Here is a 15947-nt window from a genome sequence, read left to right as displayed (position 1 = left end):
AAAGGTGAAGGGTGTAATTGTCGACATCGAGGGAGAACACATCATAGTCGTAACTCCAAGGGGCGATTTTAAAAGAATATACAATGCGTATAAAGGCCGGCAGATCGGCGATGAAGTAGATTTCCCCGAGACCGCCGCAAACCGCCCCGTATTCTGGAAAATAGCGTCCCTGGCCGCAGTATTTGTAATTTTAGCGGTTACGGCGGGATACGGATTTGCCGCGTTTTTCCACCCGGTGACCTATGTGACAATGGACGTGAACCCCAGTGTGGAGATGTCCCTGAACCGGTTCAACCGCGTGATAGATGTCGAAGGCCTTAATGACGACGGTGCCCGCCTTGTGGGAGACCGGACTTCGTTCAGAGCCAAGCCTCCGGAGAAGGTCGTCAGGATGCTGCTTTACCGGGCTAAAGAACAGAACCTCCTCGGGCCGGATTCGGTCGTGATGTTCACCGTATCAAACGTGCACGACAAAAAGATGCCGGAACTCGAAAAAAAGTTAGAGGAGACGGCACGGAAGGAACTGAAGGGAAACACTGGTATTTCCATTCAGCAAAATGACTCGCGAGAAGTAAAAGTACTTGTTCAGGAAGCATCCATAGAAAAACACCAGGAAGCCAAGAAAATGGGGATATCCCAGGGCAAGCTTCTGCTTTTTGAAAAGCTAAAGAAAGCGGATCCGGCGCTGGACGTTGAACGCATAAAAAAGATGCGCGTCAGAGAGATGCTTGATGAACTTAAAGCAAAAACCGGTGAGGATTTGATAGAAGAAAGGGGAAACGATTCGAAAGAACAAGAAAAGCCGGTAAAAGACAGGGTGCGCGGGGAAATCAAAAAAGGAGACTGGAGCGAGTTCCGGGGCAATCCGTCAGGTTTAGTCCGGGACGAAAGGGACAGTGACCATTTCGACAACAGGAGGATCGTGAGTTTATCAGCGAGGGGCGGGAAAGAGCGGGAGAAACTCTTCAGCAAACTCCAGTTTAGGATTCCGGATTCGCAGGAAAAGGAAGGTAAAAAATATGTCCCCGCCGGCCACCGCAAAAACGACGATAATGATAAAAAAGACAGGTCAGCCGGAAGATACCGGAGGCCCCGGCCTGGCCGAGGACGCTGAGTTCAACCCGCTTAACAGGCGGGTTCTTTTTTGCCCGCCTGGATAAAGGATGCCGGTTACAATAGGCATTAATCAAAGGGCCGTTAATATAACGTATGGTGAGTTATTATAGAGATGGTAGACTGGCATGATTTTATGTGATATAATTCACAAAAGGCATAACCGAGAGATAGACGGAGGAAATGTGAGAAATTGAAAAATAAACAGCGAATATGTGGTTTGAATTTTATGAATTAATATAGTATAATGACCTATATGAAAGACATCAAAATATTACAATATGCTGTACTTTTAACACAAATAGGATTGAATATAGCACTGCCTATAATGGGCGGTGTTTATACTGGAGCCTATCTGGACAGAAGGTTTTCAACCGGTAGCGCTTTTTTGATATTGGGGGTAATACTTGGATTACTTTCAGGGGTAGCAGGTGTATACCGGTTGGTAAGCATTGAATTCAAAAAAAAGAAATAAATATTTTTTAGGGGAGGTGGAGGACGGTTGAAGGAAATCCTGAATGATATCAAAGATGCGGAGAACAGGGCCAGAGCAATGGTGGAAGAAGCTGAGAGGGAAGCAAAGTTGATACTCGCTGAAGCCAACCGCGAAGCCGAGGAACTGATTTCAAAGGCCCGCAAAAAGGGCGAAGAGACCTCTAAAAATATTATAGAAGCTGCAAAAAAAGAGGCGCAAAAAGAAGCTCTGGTTTTGAGGGAGCAGTATGAAGACAAAATTAAAAAACTTCGGGGAAAGGCGGAAGGCCGCATTCAAAAAGCTGTAGACTTAATTTTGGAGAGGATAGTGACTTCCTATGGCAATTGTTAAGATGAAAAAAATGTACCTCTTTGGCCTGCACAAAGAGCGGGATCAGATACTGAGCGCCTTGCAGAAACTGGGAGCGGCCGAAATCATAGATTTGAAAGGGGAAAATATAGACATTAATGCCACCAACGAAAAGCTCCCGGAGCAAGTAGGTAAAGAGCTATCGAAGCTCGAACTGAAGCTCGGCAGGCTGAAATTCGCCATCGATTTCCTGAAGCCTTACGGCCGGGAGCCAAACCCTCTTATCCACGGCAGGCCAAGGGTCGATGTGAAAAAGCTGGAGGGCCTCCTGAAGAGAGAGAGCGAGATTTTAACGCTCGTAGATTCGCTTTCCGACCTTGATCAGAAGCTTTCCAGGCTTAAGACGGAAGAATCCAGAATAAAAAATCAGATTGAATCAATGAAACCCTGGGAGCGGCTCGACGTCCCCGTAGAGGAACTGGGTTCCACCGGCAAGGTGGAAGTAAGGGCTCTAGCGGTCCCCAAGAAAAACCTCATGTCTTTCAGGGATAAAGCAGCTGAAAAAGACCTTCCCGCGGAAATAATCCCGGTGGGAGAAGGCCGGGAAGACAGCCTTTTATTAATGGTCTATCACCATTCGGCTAAATCCGAAATACAGGAATTGTTTAAGGAATTTTCAGTAAATATAGAAGAATTTTCGGGGTTTACGGGGACTCCGGCACGGATAGTCGAACAGCTTCAGGAGAGGTTAAAAGCCATCGAAGCTGAAAGGCAGAAAATAAAGACGGAGATTTCCGCTCTGGCGGACCGGCTCCTGGACTTTGAAACCCTCTACGATTACTGGTTCCTGGGAAAACAGAAAAAGGAGAACTTTCTGAAGATGGTGGGTACCGAAAAAGTCTTCCTTATGAAAGCCTGGGTTCCCGAGCCTTCGGTGGAAACCGTAAAAAAGGCGGTCACCTCAGTCACCGACGCCGTCCATATAGTTTTAGCCGAACCGTCGGAAGAAGACGACATTCCGGTGGTCCTGTCCAACCCGAGGATATTGCAGCCTTTCGAGCTTGTGACCGAGCTTTACAGCCTTCCCAACCCCAGAGAAATAGACCCGAATGCATTCATGGCACTCTTTTACTTCGTATTTTTCGGCATGATGGTCAGCGATGCGGCTTACGGACTGGTGCTGTCGCTGATGACAGGCCTTGCCCTCTGGAAACTCAAACTGAAAGGAATGGGCAAGAAACTGGCTGGGCTGCTGTTCCTGGGCGGGATATCGACTTTTATCTGGGGGATTTTGTTCGGCAGCTGGTTCGGTGACCTTATAAAAATAAAACCCCTCTGGATGAATCCCTTAGATGATCCCATGACGGTGCTGTTTTTAAGCTTTGCCCTGGGCATCATACAGATATATGTCGGGATAATTCTAAGCGCTTGTAAAAATATAAGAAGCGGAAATATTGCTGACGCCCTCATGGACCAGGGGCTGTGGCTGGTGCTGCTAACGGGGCTCATTATGATGGCGTTTCCCGGTTTGGCCGGGACGGCAAAATACGTAGCTCTCGTCGGCGCCGTGGGTCTAGTGCTTACGCAGGGCAGGTCTGAAAAGAGCATCGTAAAAAAGTTCACTTCGGGGCTTTTGAGCCTCTATAACGTGACCGGTTACCTAAGCGACGTGCTCTCCTATTCCCGACTGCTGGCGCTGGGCCTGGCGACGGGCGTTATAGCCACGGTCATCAATACCATGGCGAGAATGCTCGGAGTAAATATATTCGGTTATATCGCTATGGTACTGGTGATGGTAGGGGGGCACATATTCAACATTGCGGTAAACGTCCTGGGCGCTTACGTCCACGACAGCCGTCTGCAGTATATAGAATTCTTCGGCAAGTTTTACGACGGCGGGGGCAGACCCTTTGACCCCCTGAGGATGGAGACGAAGTATGTGGATCTGGAAGACGCTTGAAATAATTGATTTTATTTTAATAATTTAATTTTTTAAAGGAGGAGTTTAAAAATGGAAATCACACTCGGACAGGTTCTTGCACTCTTAGGAGCTGCCACGGCGGTTTTCATGCCGGGAGTAGGTTCAGCTAAAGGAGTCGGTCTGGTCGGTGAGGCTGCTGCCGGAGCAGTCAGCGAGGATCCAGGCAAATTCAGCCAGACCCTGATACTGCAGGCACTGCCCGGAACCCAGGGTATATACGGCCTACTCACCGGGTTCGTGGTGATGCAGAGGATAGGAATCTTGGGAGGAAATCTGCTACCTCTTACCACCCATCAGGGACTTTTGGTTTTAGCGGCATGTCTTCCCATAGCAGTAGTAGGACTACTTTCTGCAATCTCCCAGGGCAGGGCTGCGGCCGCCGGTGTAGGGATAATAGTCAAGAGGCCCGAAGAACTGGCCAAAGCTATAACCTATGCCGCCATGGTGGAAACCTATGCGGTGTTGGCACTGCTCGCTTCGATACTGATGTTATTCGGCATAAAGCTGGCTTAAGGAGTGCTTATAATGCAGGGCATTGCAAAGATAAAAGAAAAGATCCTGGAGGAAGCCGCAGAGGGAAAAAACCGAATAATTGAAAATGCGAAAAAGGAAGCGGCCGAAATCCTGGAAAAGGCCAAGAAAAAAGCCGCAGAACTGGAAGCCCATACCGAGGGGAGGGCCAGAAAGGCGGCCGGGGAGGAAAAGAGGAAAATCCTGTCCATGGCCGAATTGGAAGAGAGAAAGCGGTATCTGGAAGCCAAACAGGCCCTGATAGACCAGGCCTTTGCCGGGGCAGAAGATAAGCTTTTGAATCTGGATGCCGAAAGGTACCAAGACCTGGTCTACCGCCTTATACTGACCTCCGCCATTGACGGCAATGAGGAGATCGTAGTCTCCGAGGCTGATAAGAAGAGGATAACTCCGGAGCTGCTAGAAAAGGTTAACAACGCCCTGAAAAAGCAGGGCAAAGCAGGCAATATCAGGCTTTCGGGAGAGAAAAGACCTATAAAAGGCGGATTTATATTAAAATCGGCGACGGTGGAGATCAATTGCACCTTCGATTACCTGCTCAAGATCCAGAGGGAAGAGCTGGAGACCGAAGTGGCCCGAATACTTTTTGAGGAGTGATGGCGATGGCCCGGGATGAGGATTTCCTATACGCATCGGGCAGGATAAAGGCCCTGGAGACCAGGCTCTTGAGCAGGAACATCGTCCAGAGGGTCCTTGAGGCGCAGGACCTGGACGCTGCCCTCAGGGTCCTCGGCGAGACCGATTATGCCCAGGATTTCGAGGAACTGGAAAGTGTGTACGATTTCGAAAAAGCGCTGGAAAACAGCATGAAAAGGACTTTGGGCGTAATAAGAGAATCGCTCAAAGACCATAGAGTGGTGAGGTTTTTCACCCTCAAGTACGATTACCATAATCTAAAGGTCGTTTTAAAAAGCAGGATACTCGGCGTTGAGGCGCCGGAAAAACTCTCGACCCTGGGAGAAGTCCCGGCCGAGGAACTTTTCAAGCTGAGCAAGGGTGAAAGCGATGCGGCCGTTCCGAAACGCATGCGGGCTGCTTTTGAGAAGGCCGCTGAAGCCTACGAAGAAACCCGGGACCCGCAGCAGGTGGACCTCGTACTGGACAGGGCCTTATACGATGAACTCAATATGCTCGTCCGGGAGATCGGCCACGATTTTCTTAAAAGTTACCTGGACGCATTGGTGGACCTCACCAATATAAAAACGCTGGTCAGGTTAAAGTATATGCAGGCCGATCTCAGAACCCTGGAAAAATCCCTCCTGCCGGGGGGCAGCATCGATACCGGGTTTTTCAAGAAGATGTTCCAGGAACCGGTGTCAGCCGTAATCGATGCCCTGGCCTTTTCCAGGTACTCCGAGGTTGTTAGGGAAGGCCTAGAAAGCTGGGTCTCCACGAACAGCCCGGCGGTCTACGAGAGATTGTCCGACGATTTCCTGCTCAGCATGCTGCGGAAGGGGCTTTATAAGCCCTTCGGGCTGGAAACAGTCGTGGGATATCTCGGAGCCAGGGAGAACGAGCTCAAAATCCTGCGGGTCCTGATGGTGGGGAAGATTAACGGTATTTCTGAAGATATGATAAGGGAAAGGTTGAGGGATGTATATGTATAAGATCGGAGTTATCGGAGACCACGATACGGTGCTTTCATTTAAGTCAACGGGTATTGAAACCTTCCCCGCCGTCGACGAGAAAGAAGCCGCGGACAGACTCATGAAACTTGTTCGCGAGAATTACGCCGTTATCTTTATAACCGAACAGTTGGCCGAAAAGGTAAGGGAGAGAATCGACCTTTACAGGGATAAAATGTTGCCTATCATTACGTTGATTCCCAGCAACCGCGGTACTCTGGGAATCGGTATAAGTGATGTAAGAAAATCTGTTGAAAAAGCCATTGGAGTGGATATCATTTTTGAAAGAGAGGGAAGGGAATGAGCCAAGGTGTAATAGCCAAGGTTTCCGGTCCCCTCGTGGTGGCGACAGGCCTCCCCGAAGCCAAGATGTTCGACGTGGTAAAGGTGGGCACTCAGGGCCTTATAGGTGAAATTATAGAAATACGCAATGATAAAGTATCCATTCAGGTATACGAAGAGACTTCCGGACTGGGTCCCGGGGATCCGGTGGTATCCACGGGAGAACCCCTCAGCGTCGAACTGGGACCGGGAATGATTGAAGGTATTTTCGATGGAATCCAGAGACCTCTTGATGTTATCGAGAAAAAAGTTGGAAGCTTTATAACAAGAGGTATAGACGTCCCCGCATTGAACCGCGAGAAAAAGTGGGGATTTACACCCAGAGTAAGACCCGGGGACAGGGTTACCGGCGGCGATATTATCGGCACGGTGCAGGAGACCGTTATAGTCGAGCACCGCATCATGGTACCCCCCGGAGTTTCGGGCGTCGTCGAGGACATTAAGGAAGGCGAATTTACCGTAACAGAACCCGTTGCCAGGATAAAGACCGATTCCGGGCAGGTAGTGAAAGTTACGATGATGCAGAAGTGGCCGGTACGAAAGACCAGGCCGTACAAGGAGAAACTGCCGCCTGAAATTCCGATGTCTACGGGCCAGAGGGTCATCGATACCCTTTTCCCGGTCACCAAGGGCGGCACCGCGTGCATACCCGGACCTTTCGGCAGCGGTAAAACTGTAGTCCAGCACCAGTTGGCCAAGTGGGCCGACGCCGAGATAGTCGTATATATCGGGTGCGGCGAGCGCGGCAACGAGATGACCGACGTGCTTTTAGAGTTCCCGGAACTCAAGGACCCGAAGACCGGGGAACCGCTCATGAAGCGCACGGTGCTGATCGCCAATACGTCCAACATGCCTGTGGCGGCCCGTGAAGCTTCGATATACACCGGCATAACAATAGCCGAGTACTTCAGGGACATGGGCTACAGCGTGGCCTTGATGGCCGATTCCACGTCCCGGTGGGCCGAGGCCCTGCGAGAGATGTCCGGAAGGCTCGAAGAAATGCCGGGTGAAGAAGGTTATCCGGCCTACCTCGCGAGGAGGCTTGCGGAGTTCTACGAGAGAGCCGGCAGGGTCATATGCCTGGGCAGCGACAACCGCGAAGGTGCCCTTACGGTAGTAGGCGCCGTGTCTCCGCCGGGCGGCGACCTGTCGGAGCCGGTTACCCAGGCTACCCTTCGCGTAGTGAAAGTGTTCTGGGCTCTGGACTCTCAACTGGCCTACGCACGCCACTTCCCGGCCATTAACTGGCTGACGAGCTATTCGCTGTATTCCGACGTCGTGGAAAACTACATGAACAAAAACGTGAGTAGCGATTGGGGAGAGCTTCGCAGCGAGGCTATGAAGCTATTGCAGGAAGAGGCCAGTCTCCAGGAGATCGTAAGGCTGGTAGGTATCGACGCCCTTTCCACTAGGGACCGCCTCGTGCTGGAAGTCGCAAGATCCATCAGGGAAGACTTCCTGCACCAGAACGCTTTCCACGAGGTCGATACCTACTCTTCGATGAATAAACAGTACAGGATGCTCAAGCTGATACTGATGTTCTACGAAGAAGCCCAGAAAGCGCTTGAAAAAGGCGCTCTGTTCTCGGAAATAGAAAAGCACCCGGTGCGCGAGAGAATCGCCCGTGCTAAATTTATCGAGGAATCGAATCTCGCCGAATTCGATGAAATAGAGAAGGAGATAAAGAAGGCTATGCAGGACCTCGCCGAAGGAGGTGGAGCCGATGCTTAGGGAGTATAAAACCGCCCGGGAAATCGTAGGACCGCTGATGCTGGTCGAAAACGTGGAAGGCGTCAAGTACAACGAGCTCGTGGAAATCGAGACCGGGGACGGAGAAATCCGCCGGGGACAGGTGCTGGAGGTCAACGGCGACAAAGCGCTGGTTCAGCTGTTTGAAGGTTCCACGGGGCTTAATATAAACGACTGCAAGGTAAGGTTTGTCGGAAAGAGCATCGAACTCGGAGTTTCAACCGACATGCTGGGCAGGGTTTTCGATGGCTTCGGCCGTCCAAGGGACAAAGGACCCATGATCATACCGGAAAAACGGCTGGATATAAACGGAAGCCCCATCAACCCGACGGCCCGCGACTATCCTTCCGAGTTCATCCAGACGGGAATATCCGCCATCGACGGGCTGAACACCCTGGTAAGGGGGCAGAAGCTCCCGATATTCTCGGGTTCCGGTCTGCCCCACGCCCAGCTGGCAGCGCAGATAGCAAGGCAGGCCAAGGTGCTCGGCACCGATAGCAAGTTCGCCGTAGTGTTTGCGGCGATGGGTATAACCTTCGAGGAAGCCGACTATTTCATTTCGGATTTCAGGCGCACCGGCGCCATCGACCGAACGGTGCTGTTCATTAACCTGGCCAACGATCCGGCCATCGAGCGTATAGCAACCCCGCGTATGGCCTTGACCTGTGCGGAATTCCTGGCATTCGAGAAAGACATGCACGTGCTCGTCATCCTGACGGACATGACAAACTACTGCGAGGCCCTGCGCGAAGTATCGGCAGCCAGGAAGGAAGTTCCCGGCCGCAGGGGCTATCCCGGTTACCTCTACACCGACCTTTCGACCATATACGAGAGGGCGGGTCGAATAAGGGGCAGGAAGGGGTCCATCACCCAGATACCCATTTTGACCATGCCCGAAGACGACAAGACCCACCCGATACCCGACCTCACCGGGTATATTACAGAAGGGCAGATAATCTTAAGCCGCGAACTCCACAGGAAGGGCATCTATCCTCCGATAGACGTGCTTCCGTCCCTGTCGCGACTTAAGGATAAGGGTATCGGCCGCGGCAAGACCCGGGAAGACCATGCGGACACCATGAACCAGCTGTTTGCATCGTACGCCCGCGGTAAGCAGGCGAAGGAGCTGGCGGTAATCCTGGGAGAGGCCGCCCTTTCCGATACGGATAAGCTTTATGCAAAATTCGCCGACGAGTTCGAGGCAAGATACGTGGCCCAGAGGGAAGACGAGGACAGGAGCATTGAGGAAACGTTGACGATAGGGTGGGAGCTCCTGACGATCCTGCCGAAGGCCGAGCTCAAGAGGGTACGGGACGAATATATCGAAAAATACCTTCCAGAAAAAGGAGAAGAATAGATATGGAAATACGGGTAAATCCTACCCGGATGGAGCTTACAAGGTTGAAAAAGAGGCTTGTGACCGCAAAACGCGGCCACAAGCTCCTGAAAGACAAGCAGGATGAGCTCATAAAGAAGTTTATGGACATGGTCAAGCAGAATAAGGCCCTGCGCGAGGAGGTCGAGCGCGAGCTTGCCGGTGCTTTCAAAAGTTTCACCATGGCAAGAAGCCAGATGCCCGCCAACGTGGTGGAAGAAAGTCTCATGATTCCCTCGGCCAGGGTCAGCATAGACGTCAAAAAGGAAAACATTATGAGCGTCAACGTGCCCAGGATAGAGATATCCCGGGAAGAGGGGAAAAACCTTTTCCCTTACGGCCTGGCGAGCACTTCGGCGGAAATGGACTCGGCCATCCGCACCCTGTCGGCCATGCTGCCGAAGATGTTGAAGCTGGCGGAAATCGAGAAGGCTTGCCAGCTCATGGCCGATGAGATAGAAAAGACCCGCCGCAGGGTAAACGCCCTGGAATACGTCCTGATACCGCAGCTCGAAAATACCATAAAATACATCACCATGAAGCTGGACGAAAACGAACGTTCCAGCCGCACAAGGCTGATGAAGATAAAGGAAATGGTGATGCAGGGATAACAACATCAAGCAGGCTAGACGGCAATATAGCTGTCTAGCCTGTTTTTTTATGACCGAAGTTATTCTAACGAGTATAGAATTTGTTTTGTACTGAAGATTCTGGCCGGGTAATACTTTTCTCCGCGCTTTTGAATTAAGTATTGTAAGTGCTTCAAACCCCTGCGAAGTATGGCGCAAGAAAACTTGGGTGATATCAGAAACCAGCCTAAAACATTTGCCTAGCAATCTGTGGGTTTATCCCCTTCTTCTTCAAAATAGTAAAAAGTGAAGTTTTCATTCCAGTTTTCAAGATATTTTTCTTCGTATAGATTTAATACTGATTAAACCTTCTTGTTTATTTATTTATTTTTTTAAAATTGTATATTGACAGTTAATTTATTTTTTATTACAATTTTAATAGATAAAAAATTCTGTATTAAAAAGGAGGGAAAAATTATGAGAAAAATTTCGGTATTTATATTAATTTTCTCGTTTATTTTTAATTTTTCTAATTTGAGTTTTGCCAGTGATGCGGTTGATAAGTATTATTTTTCTGTTGAAAAAGAATATGCTGAACTATTTTTATCTAAAATTGGTCATCCATCTACTGTAAGTAATCCAATTCAATTAAAAAATATTGATGGTAAATTAGAAGCACTTTGTTTTACTATTGATAACGGGGGATATCTTATTATTAATATTAATGACTTATCTATCCCAGAATTATCGTTTAAAAATCAAAGTCCATTTAAAAATTTGAATGGTACATATATATATAATGGTCCACTTGCATACTTTGAAAAAGTCGGTGAAGATTTAATTTCATTAAAAAGCGGCCAAGTAGTAAAAAATAAATTCAAATTTAAGTATTACAAAGACAAAATTGATAAAATAAAAAAATTGAATGATTTAAAACAGGAAATATCCATTCAAGGCATAACAATTGAAAAATATCTTAGCATTCCATTACATACGTGGTATAAGCCAGGGGGATACTGTGGTTCTATAGCAGGGGCTATTGTAATGATGTTTTATGATGAAGCTGTAAATGATAATTATGTTGATTCTAATTTGGAAAACGAAAATTTGATTGATTTCATGATTCCGTATATAGATGGAAGTGAACCTGGAAGTTCTACTTCTGACCTTACCAATGGTCTTACAGCTTACTTGCGTGTTAGGAATTTTTCAAATACGGCTATCAGTACATCTTCTTACAGTTTTTCAACTATAAAAACCAAAATTAACAATAATAGACCGATAATTATTGATACTGATAACGATCCGACTTATAATGAACATTGGATAATAGCTCACGGATATTATGTTCATGGCAATAATATTGATAAATATGTTATAGTAAATGACGGATGGGGAAATAATGATGTTTGGTTAGAAGCAGATAGATCATCATTAGATGATATGGTATATTTACAGTATTAAATTAATTTATAGGATGGATATATCAAATGATTAAAAAAATTTTTATATATTTACTTGCATTTTTTGTAACTACTAGTTTATCTTTATCGGGGTGCACTAAAGAAAAACAAATATTTTTTATTACAAATGCTAAAAAAATTGAAATACGGAAAGGGCCAGAATTAAAAGTTGTTGAGGATAAGGAAGATATAGTCAAGATATTAAATTTTTTAAATACCATAAAAGCTAAAGAATTTGAGACAAAAGAGGATATAAATGGCTGGATTTATTCTTTGAAAATTTACCTTGAAAATGATATCAAAAATTCGGATGATTATATATCAATCACTTTTAATAAGACTTATTTTATTTATAATAATAAATATTACGAAGGAAATTATGAAATAGTAAAAACGCTTGATGATATATTTGAAAATGTAAATAAGTAAGTTGGACAGGGGACGGCTTCTTGTCCAACTTGTTTATTGCATAATTAAAATGGACAGAGTTGCAAAATAAAATCGCCACTTTTGATATGCTCCCCTTGTAGTAGACAATTGAAATAATAAAAACTGTTACTTCAAGGGGGGCTTAGTTTATGAGTCGAAAACCAAAAGTTTCTTTTGAGCAAAAATTATCTGCTGTAAAAGATTATCTAAAAGGCAGGAAAACCTAAAGGCAGATAGCAAAAGAATATAATGTTGACCATTCTTCAGTACGGCGATGGATTTCTAACTATCAAGCAATGGGAGAATCGGGATTAATTACTTCCTCAAAAAATACAAGCTATTCCCAAGAACTGAAATATACAGCCGTTAAGGAATATCTTTCAGGTAATGCTTCAAAACTAGATATATGCAAGAAATATAAAATTCGCTCAACAAAGCAACTATCCGATTGGGTTTTGAAGTATAATGGTCATGAGAGGCTAAAATCTTCGGGATCAGGAGGAAAACCAATCATGACCAAAGGACGTAATACCACATTGGAAGAACGTATACAAATCGTAAAATACTGTTTAGAGCATAACAGAAACTACATTGAAACCGCCGAGAAATATCAGGTTTCCTATCAACAGGTTCGCAGTTGGGTAATAAAATACGATAAATCCGGTGTAGACGCCCTAATTGATAGAAGGGGCAAACGCAAATCTGAAGATGAATTTACAGAGATACATAGGTTAAAAGCCCAGAACAAGCTTCTGGAAGCAAGGAATAGGTGGCTTGAAATGGAGAACGAAGTCCTAAAAAAACTCCAAGAAATAGAAGGGGGGCGGTATTAAGCCTGGTTAAGCATGAAGAAATATACCTGGTTATCCAGATGCTTTTAGAACAAAAACACTACCCTGTTTCAGCTCTATGTAAAATCACAGGAATCAGCAGATCTGCCTACTACAAGTGGAGACATAGGGAAAAAAGCCAAAATGAACTTCAAAATGAGAAGCTGCTTGTTCTTATCAGGGAAGCATACGAGGAAAGAGATGGTATACTAGGTTACAGGCAAATGACAATCAAGCTTCGCCGTGAACATCAACTTAAGGTTAATCATAAACGAATTTATCGACTGATGAAAGTAATGGGTTTAAAATCAGTATGCAGGAAAAAGAAATATAACTACATAAAGTCAACTCCAGAAGTTATCGCAGAGAATGTACTAAATCGGGATTTCAAGGCAGAACATACATGTGAGAAATGGCTTACGGATGTAACGGAATTCAAATATGGTAATGGCCAGAAAGCATATCTTAGCGCAATTCTTGACCTTGCAGATAGAAGCATAGTATCTTACGTTATTGGCCATTCAAACAACAATGCACTTGTGTTTGAGACTTTTGATTTGGCAGTTGCTAGCCATCCTGATGCAAAACCCATCTTCCATAGTGACCGTGGCTTCCAATATACCAATAAAACCTTTAAGTCAAAACTGGATAAGGCAGGAATGACCCAGAGTATGTCTAGGGTAGGCCGCTGCATAGATAATGGCCCTATGGAGGGATTCTGGGGAATTCTGAAATCGGAGATGTATTACTTACATAAGTTTGATGACTATGATAGCTTGAAAAAAGCGATTGAGGAATACATAGATTACTACAATACAAGGAGATATCAGAAACGTTTAAAATGCATGACGCCAATTGAGTATCGCAACTATCTTGCCGGTATGCAGCATAAAGAAAGCACCAACCATTTTTGATTGGTGCTTTAAATAGATTTTATATTATTTCCACTGTCTACTTGACAGGGGGCAGTTCATTTTGCAACTCAAAAATCCCCAAATTTGTAAAGGTCATTGCAGGCACCCCTAAAAACCTTTACCCTTGTAGTTAGGGACAACTTAACTGCAAGGGAGGAATGGAGGATGCTCACAATGACCCAAATTGATAATATCAGAAAAGCATTCTTTGTCAAAGGGCAAAATATCAGTGAGATAGCCCGGGAGTTCCAAAAAGCCCGAAAAACGATACGCGAGTGTATCTATCAAGAGGACTGGAACACCAGGGTTAAAGTTGAAGAAGTTAAAAATACCTTCCCAAAACTCGACCCTTTCAAGGCGGATATAGACCAATGGCTTGAAGAAGATAAAAAAAGCCCGCAAAAAGCAGCGGCATACCGCCAAAAGGATTTACGACAGGCTCTGTGAAAAATACCAAGATCAGTTTAACTGTTCTTACCGCACCGTAGCAGGTTACGTAACCATGAGAAAAAAAGAATTGTATCAGGACAACTCCTGCCGTCTGCCGCTAGAACATATCCCCGGTGAAGCACAGGTAGATTTCGGCGAAGCCGATTTTTACGAAAATGGAATGCTGTTGTACCACGGCTTTTATCTGAACCTGCCGTTTCCCTACAGTAACGCGGGCTATACCCAGCTTTTCAAGGGAAAAAATCAGGAATGCCTGTTTCAGGGGCTGAAGGACATATTTGAACATATTGGTGGAGTGCCTCATAAGCTATGGTTCGATAACGCCAGCACTATTGTGAAACTCTTGAAAAATGGCGAGCGCAAACTAACCGACGCCTTCCTGAGATTCAAGCAGCACTATGGTTTTGAGGCGGTATTCTGTAACCCTGCTTCCGGCCACGAAAAGGGAAATGTGGAAAACAAGGTCGGATACCACCGGCGCAACCTTCTGGTCCCGGTCTCCAGGTTTGAAAGGCTGGAGGATTTTAACCTGGGACTTTTACGATTATGCCACCAGGACATGCACCTTACATAACAGTCAAAACCAACGCCTACGCCAAATTCGGTTTAAATGGCGGAAAGCACCTCTACTCTACCGCCCCCAAATACGCCAACAGCCGGGTGCTGGTAAAGATAACAGCCCATGAGGTCATACCGCTGGATGAAAGCCACCGGGAAATCGTACGCCACCAGCGGCTTTACGGGGACAACAAGCAAGAAAGCATGGATTGGCTACCCTACCTCACTCAGCTTTCCCGCTGTCCTGGAGCCCTTAAGTATTCGGGAATATACAGCATGCTGCCGGATCCACTCCGGGAATACCTGGACGGCTTAGGCAAAAGCGAACGCGGCAAAGCGCTCAAGGGCTATTGCTCTGAAAGGCGGTGTCAATGTATGCTGAAGAACGAAATCGCCGCCTGCTGTAAAGCATTAAAACTCAGCCGCAATCTAGTGGAAAACTGCGACAAGATCGAAGCTCAAAGCCATGAAGAATACCTGCTAAAGCTGCTAAGATTAGAACTGGAGCATAGAGACGCAAGCCGAAAGGACAGGCTTTTGAAAAGCAGGCTTTTACACGATAAAGACCTTTGCCGACTACATATTCGATGAAATCAAGCTGCCGCAGGGGCTTACACCGCAGGACCTAAAAGAATGCAAATTTTTCGAAGAAAAGAAAAACCTGATCCTTTACGGCAACGTGGGAACCGGCAAAACCCATCTTGCCACCGCCATCGGTGTGGAGGCCTGTAAAAAAGGATTCAGCGTAAAGTTTTTCCGCACTGCAGCACTGGTAAACCGGCTGGTAGAAGCCAGGAAGGGAGGTGAACTTTCCGGGTTACTGAAACAGCTTTCCAAACCGGATCTTCTAATTTGCGACGAATGGGGCTATGTTCCTTTGGACCGCGAAGGGGCGCAGCTACTGTTTCAGGTGATTTTGGACTGCTATGAACGTCGCAGTGTAGTAATTACCACTAACCTGGAATTCAGCCGCTGGGCGGGCATTTTCTACGATGAGCAGATGACAGCAGCAATGATTGACCGGCTGATACATCACAGTTACCTGTTGATCTTTGATGGTCAAAGTTACCGGATGAGGCAATCACTCATGAGGCAATTAAGTTAACATAAAAATTCCCCACCGGTGCCTGGGGAAAAATCTTCGCAAAAATGGGGAATTTCCCCTTGTAAAAAATAGTCAGTTCGAATCTATTTGAAAAACATTTCGTTTACAAGACAAAATATGGCACGAAAA

Annotated in this window: 15 protein-coding genes and 2 pseudogenes; all 17 read left to right on the top strand. The window is 46.4% G+C overall.

Features of this window, described 5'->3' with window-relative positions; translation table 11 throughout:
* Window positions 1–4 precede the first annotated feature (4 nt).
* The 17 genes and pseudogenes from TOCE_RS10295 to istB all read left to right on the top strand — a co-directional run bounded on the left by TOCE_RS10295 (window position 5) and on the right by istB (window position 15818).
* On the top strand, window positions 5–1114 hold the full coding sequence (locus TOCE_RS10295; RefSeq protein ID WP_013276781.1) for an anti-sigma factor domain-containing protein: 1110 nt from the start codon (window positions 5–7) through the stop codon (window positions 1112–1114).
* Between the two features lie 255 nt (window positions 1115–1369).
* Window positions 1370–1588, top strand: a complete 219-nt coding sequence (locus TOCE_RS10290; RefSeq protein WP_041424250.1) for an AtpZ/AtpI family protein — start codon at window positions 1370–1372, stop codon at window positions 1586–1588.
* Between the two features lie 27 nt (window positions 1589–1615).
* A complete protein-coding gene (locus TOCE_RS10285; protein ID WP_013276780.1) occupies window positions 1616–1939 on the top strand; it encodes a V-type ATPase subunit subunit G family protein in 324 nt (107 codons plus the stop codon).
* Complete coding sequence (locus TOCE_RS10280; protein ID WP_013276779.1) at window positions 1926–3857, top strand: V-type ATP synthase subunit I; 1932 nt, start codon at window positions 1926–1928, stop codon at window positions 3855–3857. The genes TOCE_RS10285 and TOCE_RS10280 overlap by 14 nt, the downstream gene beginning before the upstream one ends.
* A gap of 51 nt (window positions 3858–3908) precedes the next feature.
* Window positions 3909–4391, top strand: coding sequence for a V-type ATP synthase subunit K (locus TOCE_RS10275; protein WP_013276778.1), 483 nt, complete (start codon window positions 3909–3911; stop codon window positions 4389–4391).
* A gap of 12 nt (window positions 4392–4403) precedes the next feature.
* Window positions 4404–5006, top strand: a complete 603-nt coding sequence (locus tag TOCE_RS10270; RefSeq protein ID WP_013276777.1) for a V-type ATP synthase subunit E — start codon at window positions 4404–4406, stop codon at window positions 5004–5006.
* A gap of 5 nt (window positions 5007–5011) precedes the next feature.
* Window positions 5012–6016, top strand: a complete 1005-nt coding sequence (locus tag TOCE_RS10265) for a V-type ATP synthase subunit C (RefSeq protein ID WP_013276776.1) — start codon at window positions 5012–5014, stop codon at window positions 6014–6016.
* Window positions 6009–6338, top strand: a complete 330-nt coding sequence (locus TOCE_RS10260) for a V-type ATP synthase subunit F (RefSeq protein ID WP_013276775.1) — start codon at window positions 6009–6011, stop codon at window positions 6336–6338. Before TOCE_RS10265 ends, TOCE_RS10260 begins: the two co-directional genes overlap by 8 nt.
* Window positions 6335–8107 (top strand): ATP synthase subunit A, encoded by a 1773-nt coding sequence (locus tag TOCE_RS10255; protein WP_013276774.1) that lies wholly within the window; start codon window positions 6335–6337, stop codon window positions 8105–8107. Before TOCE_RS10260 ends, TOCE_RS10255 begins: the two co-directional genes overlap by 4 nt.
* Window positions 8100–9482, top strand: a complete 1383-nt coding sequence (locus TOCE_RS10250; RefSeq protein ID WP_013276773.1) for a V-type ATP synthase subunit B — start codon at window positions 8100–8102, stop codon at window positions 9480–9482. Before TOCE_RS10255 ends, TOCE_RS10250 begins: the two co-directional genes overlap by 8 nt.
* A gap of 2 nt (window positions 9483–9484) precedes the next feature.
* Window positions 9485–10111, top strand: coding sequence for a V-type ATP synthase subunit D (locus TOCE_RS10245; protein ID WP_013276772.1), 627 nt, complete (start codon window positions 9485–9487; stop codon window positions 10109–10111).
* Between the two features lie 435 nt (window positions 10112–10546).
* On the top strand, window positions 10547–11533 hold the full coding sequence (locus tag TOCE_RS10240) for a C39 family peptidase (protein WP_013276771.1): 987 nt from the start codon (window positions 10547–10549) through the stop codon (window positions 11531–11533).
* A gap of 26 nt (window positions 11534–11559) precedes the next feature.
* Window positions 11560–11961 carry a hypothetical protein gene (locus tag TOCE_RS10235; protein WP_013276770.1) on the top strand — a complete coding sequence of 134 codons (402 nt, stop codon included), beginning with the start codon at window positions 11560–11562 and terminating at the stop codon, window positions 11959–11961.
* Between the two features lie 512 nt (window positions 11962–12473).
* Window positions 12474–12794 carry a helix-turn-helix domain-containing protein gene (locus TOCE_RS12510; protein WP_223156823.1) on the top strand — a complete coding sequence of 107 codons (321 nt, stop codon included), beginning with the start codon at window positions 12474–12476 and terminating at the stop codon, window positions 12792–12794.
* 2 nt (window positions 12795–12796) lie between these two features.
* Window positions 12797–13705 carry an IS3 family transposase gene (locus TOCE_RS10225; RefSeq protein WP_342606913.1) on the top strand — a complete coding sequence of 303 codons (909 nt, stop codon included), beginning with the start codon at window positions 12797–12799 and terminating at the stop codon, window positions 13703–13705.
* A 174-nt stretch (window positions 13706–13879) separates the two neighbouring features.
* Window positions 13880–15058 (top strand): annotated as a pseudogene (gene istA, locus TOCE_RS10220) (IS21 family transposase); the annotation flags it as partial.
* A 30-nt stretch (window positions 15059–15088) separates the two neighbouring features.
* Window positions 15089–15818: pseudogene (istB, locus tag TOCE_RS11765) on the top strand (IS21-like element helper ATPase IstB).
* The last annotated feature ends 129 nt before the right edge of the window (window positions 15819–15947 follow it).

Origin of the sequence: Thermosediminibacter oceani DSM 16646 (genome assembly GCF_000144645.1) — a bacterium.
Lineage (GTDB): Bacteria > Bacillota > Thermosediminibacteria > Thermosediminibacterales > Thermosediminibacteraceae > Thermosediminibacter > Thermosediminibacter oceani.
The sequence above is the reverse complement of the archived record's forward strand: the minus strand, read 5'-3'. Positions and strand labels throughout refer to the sequence as shown.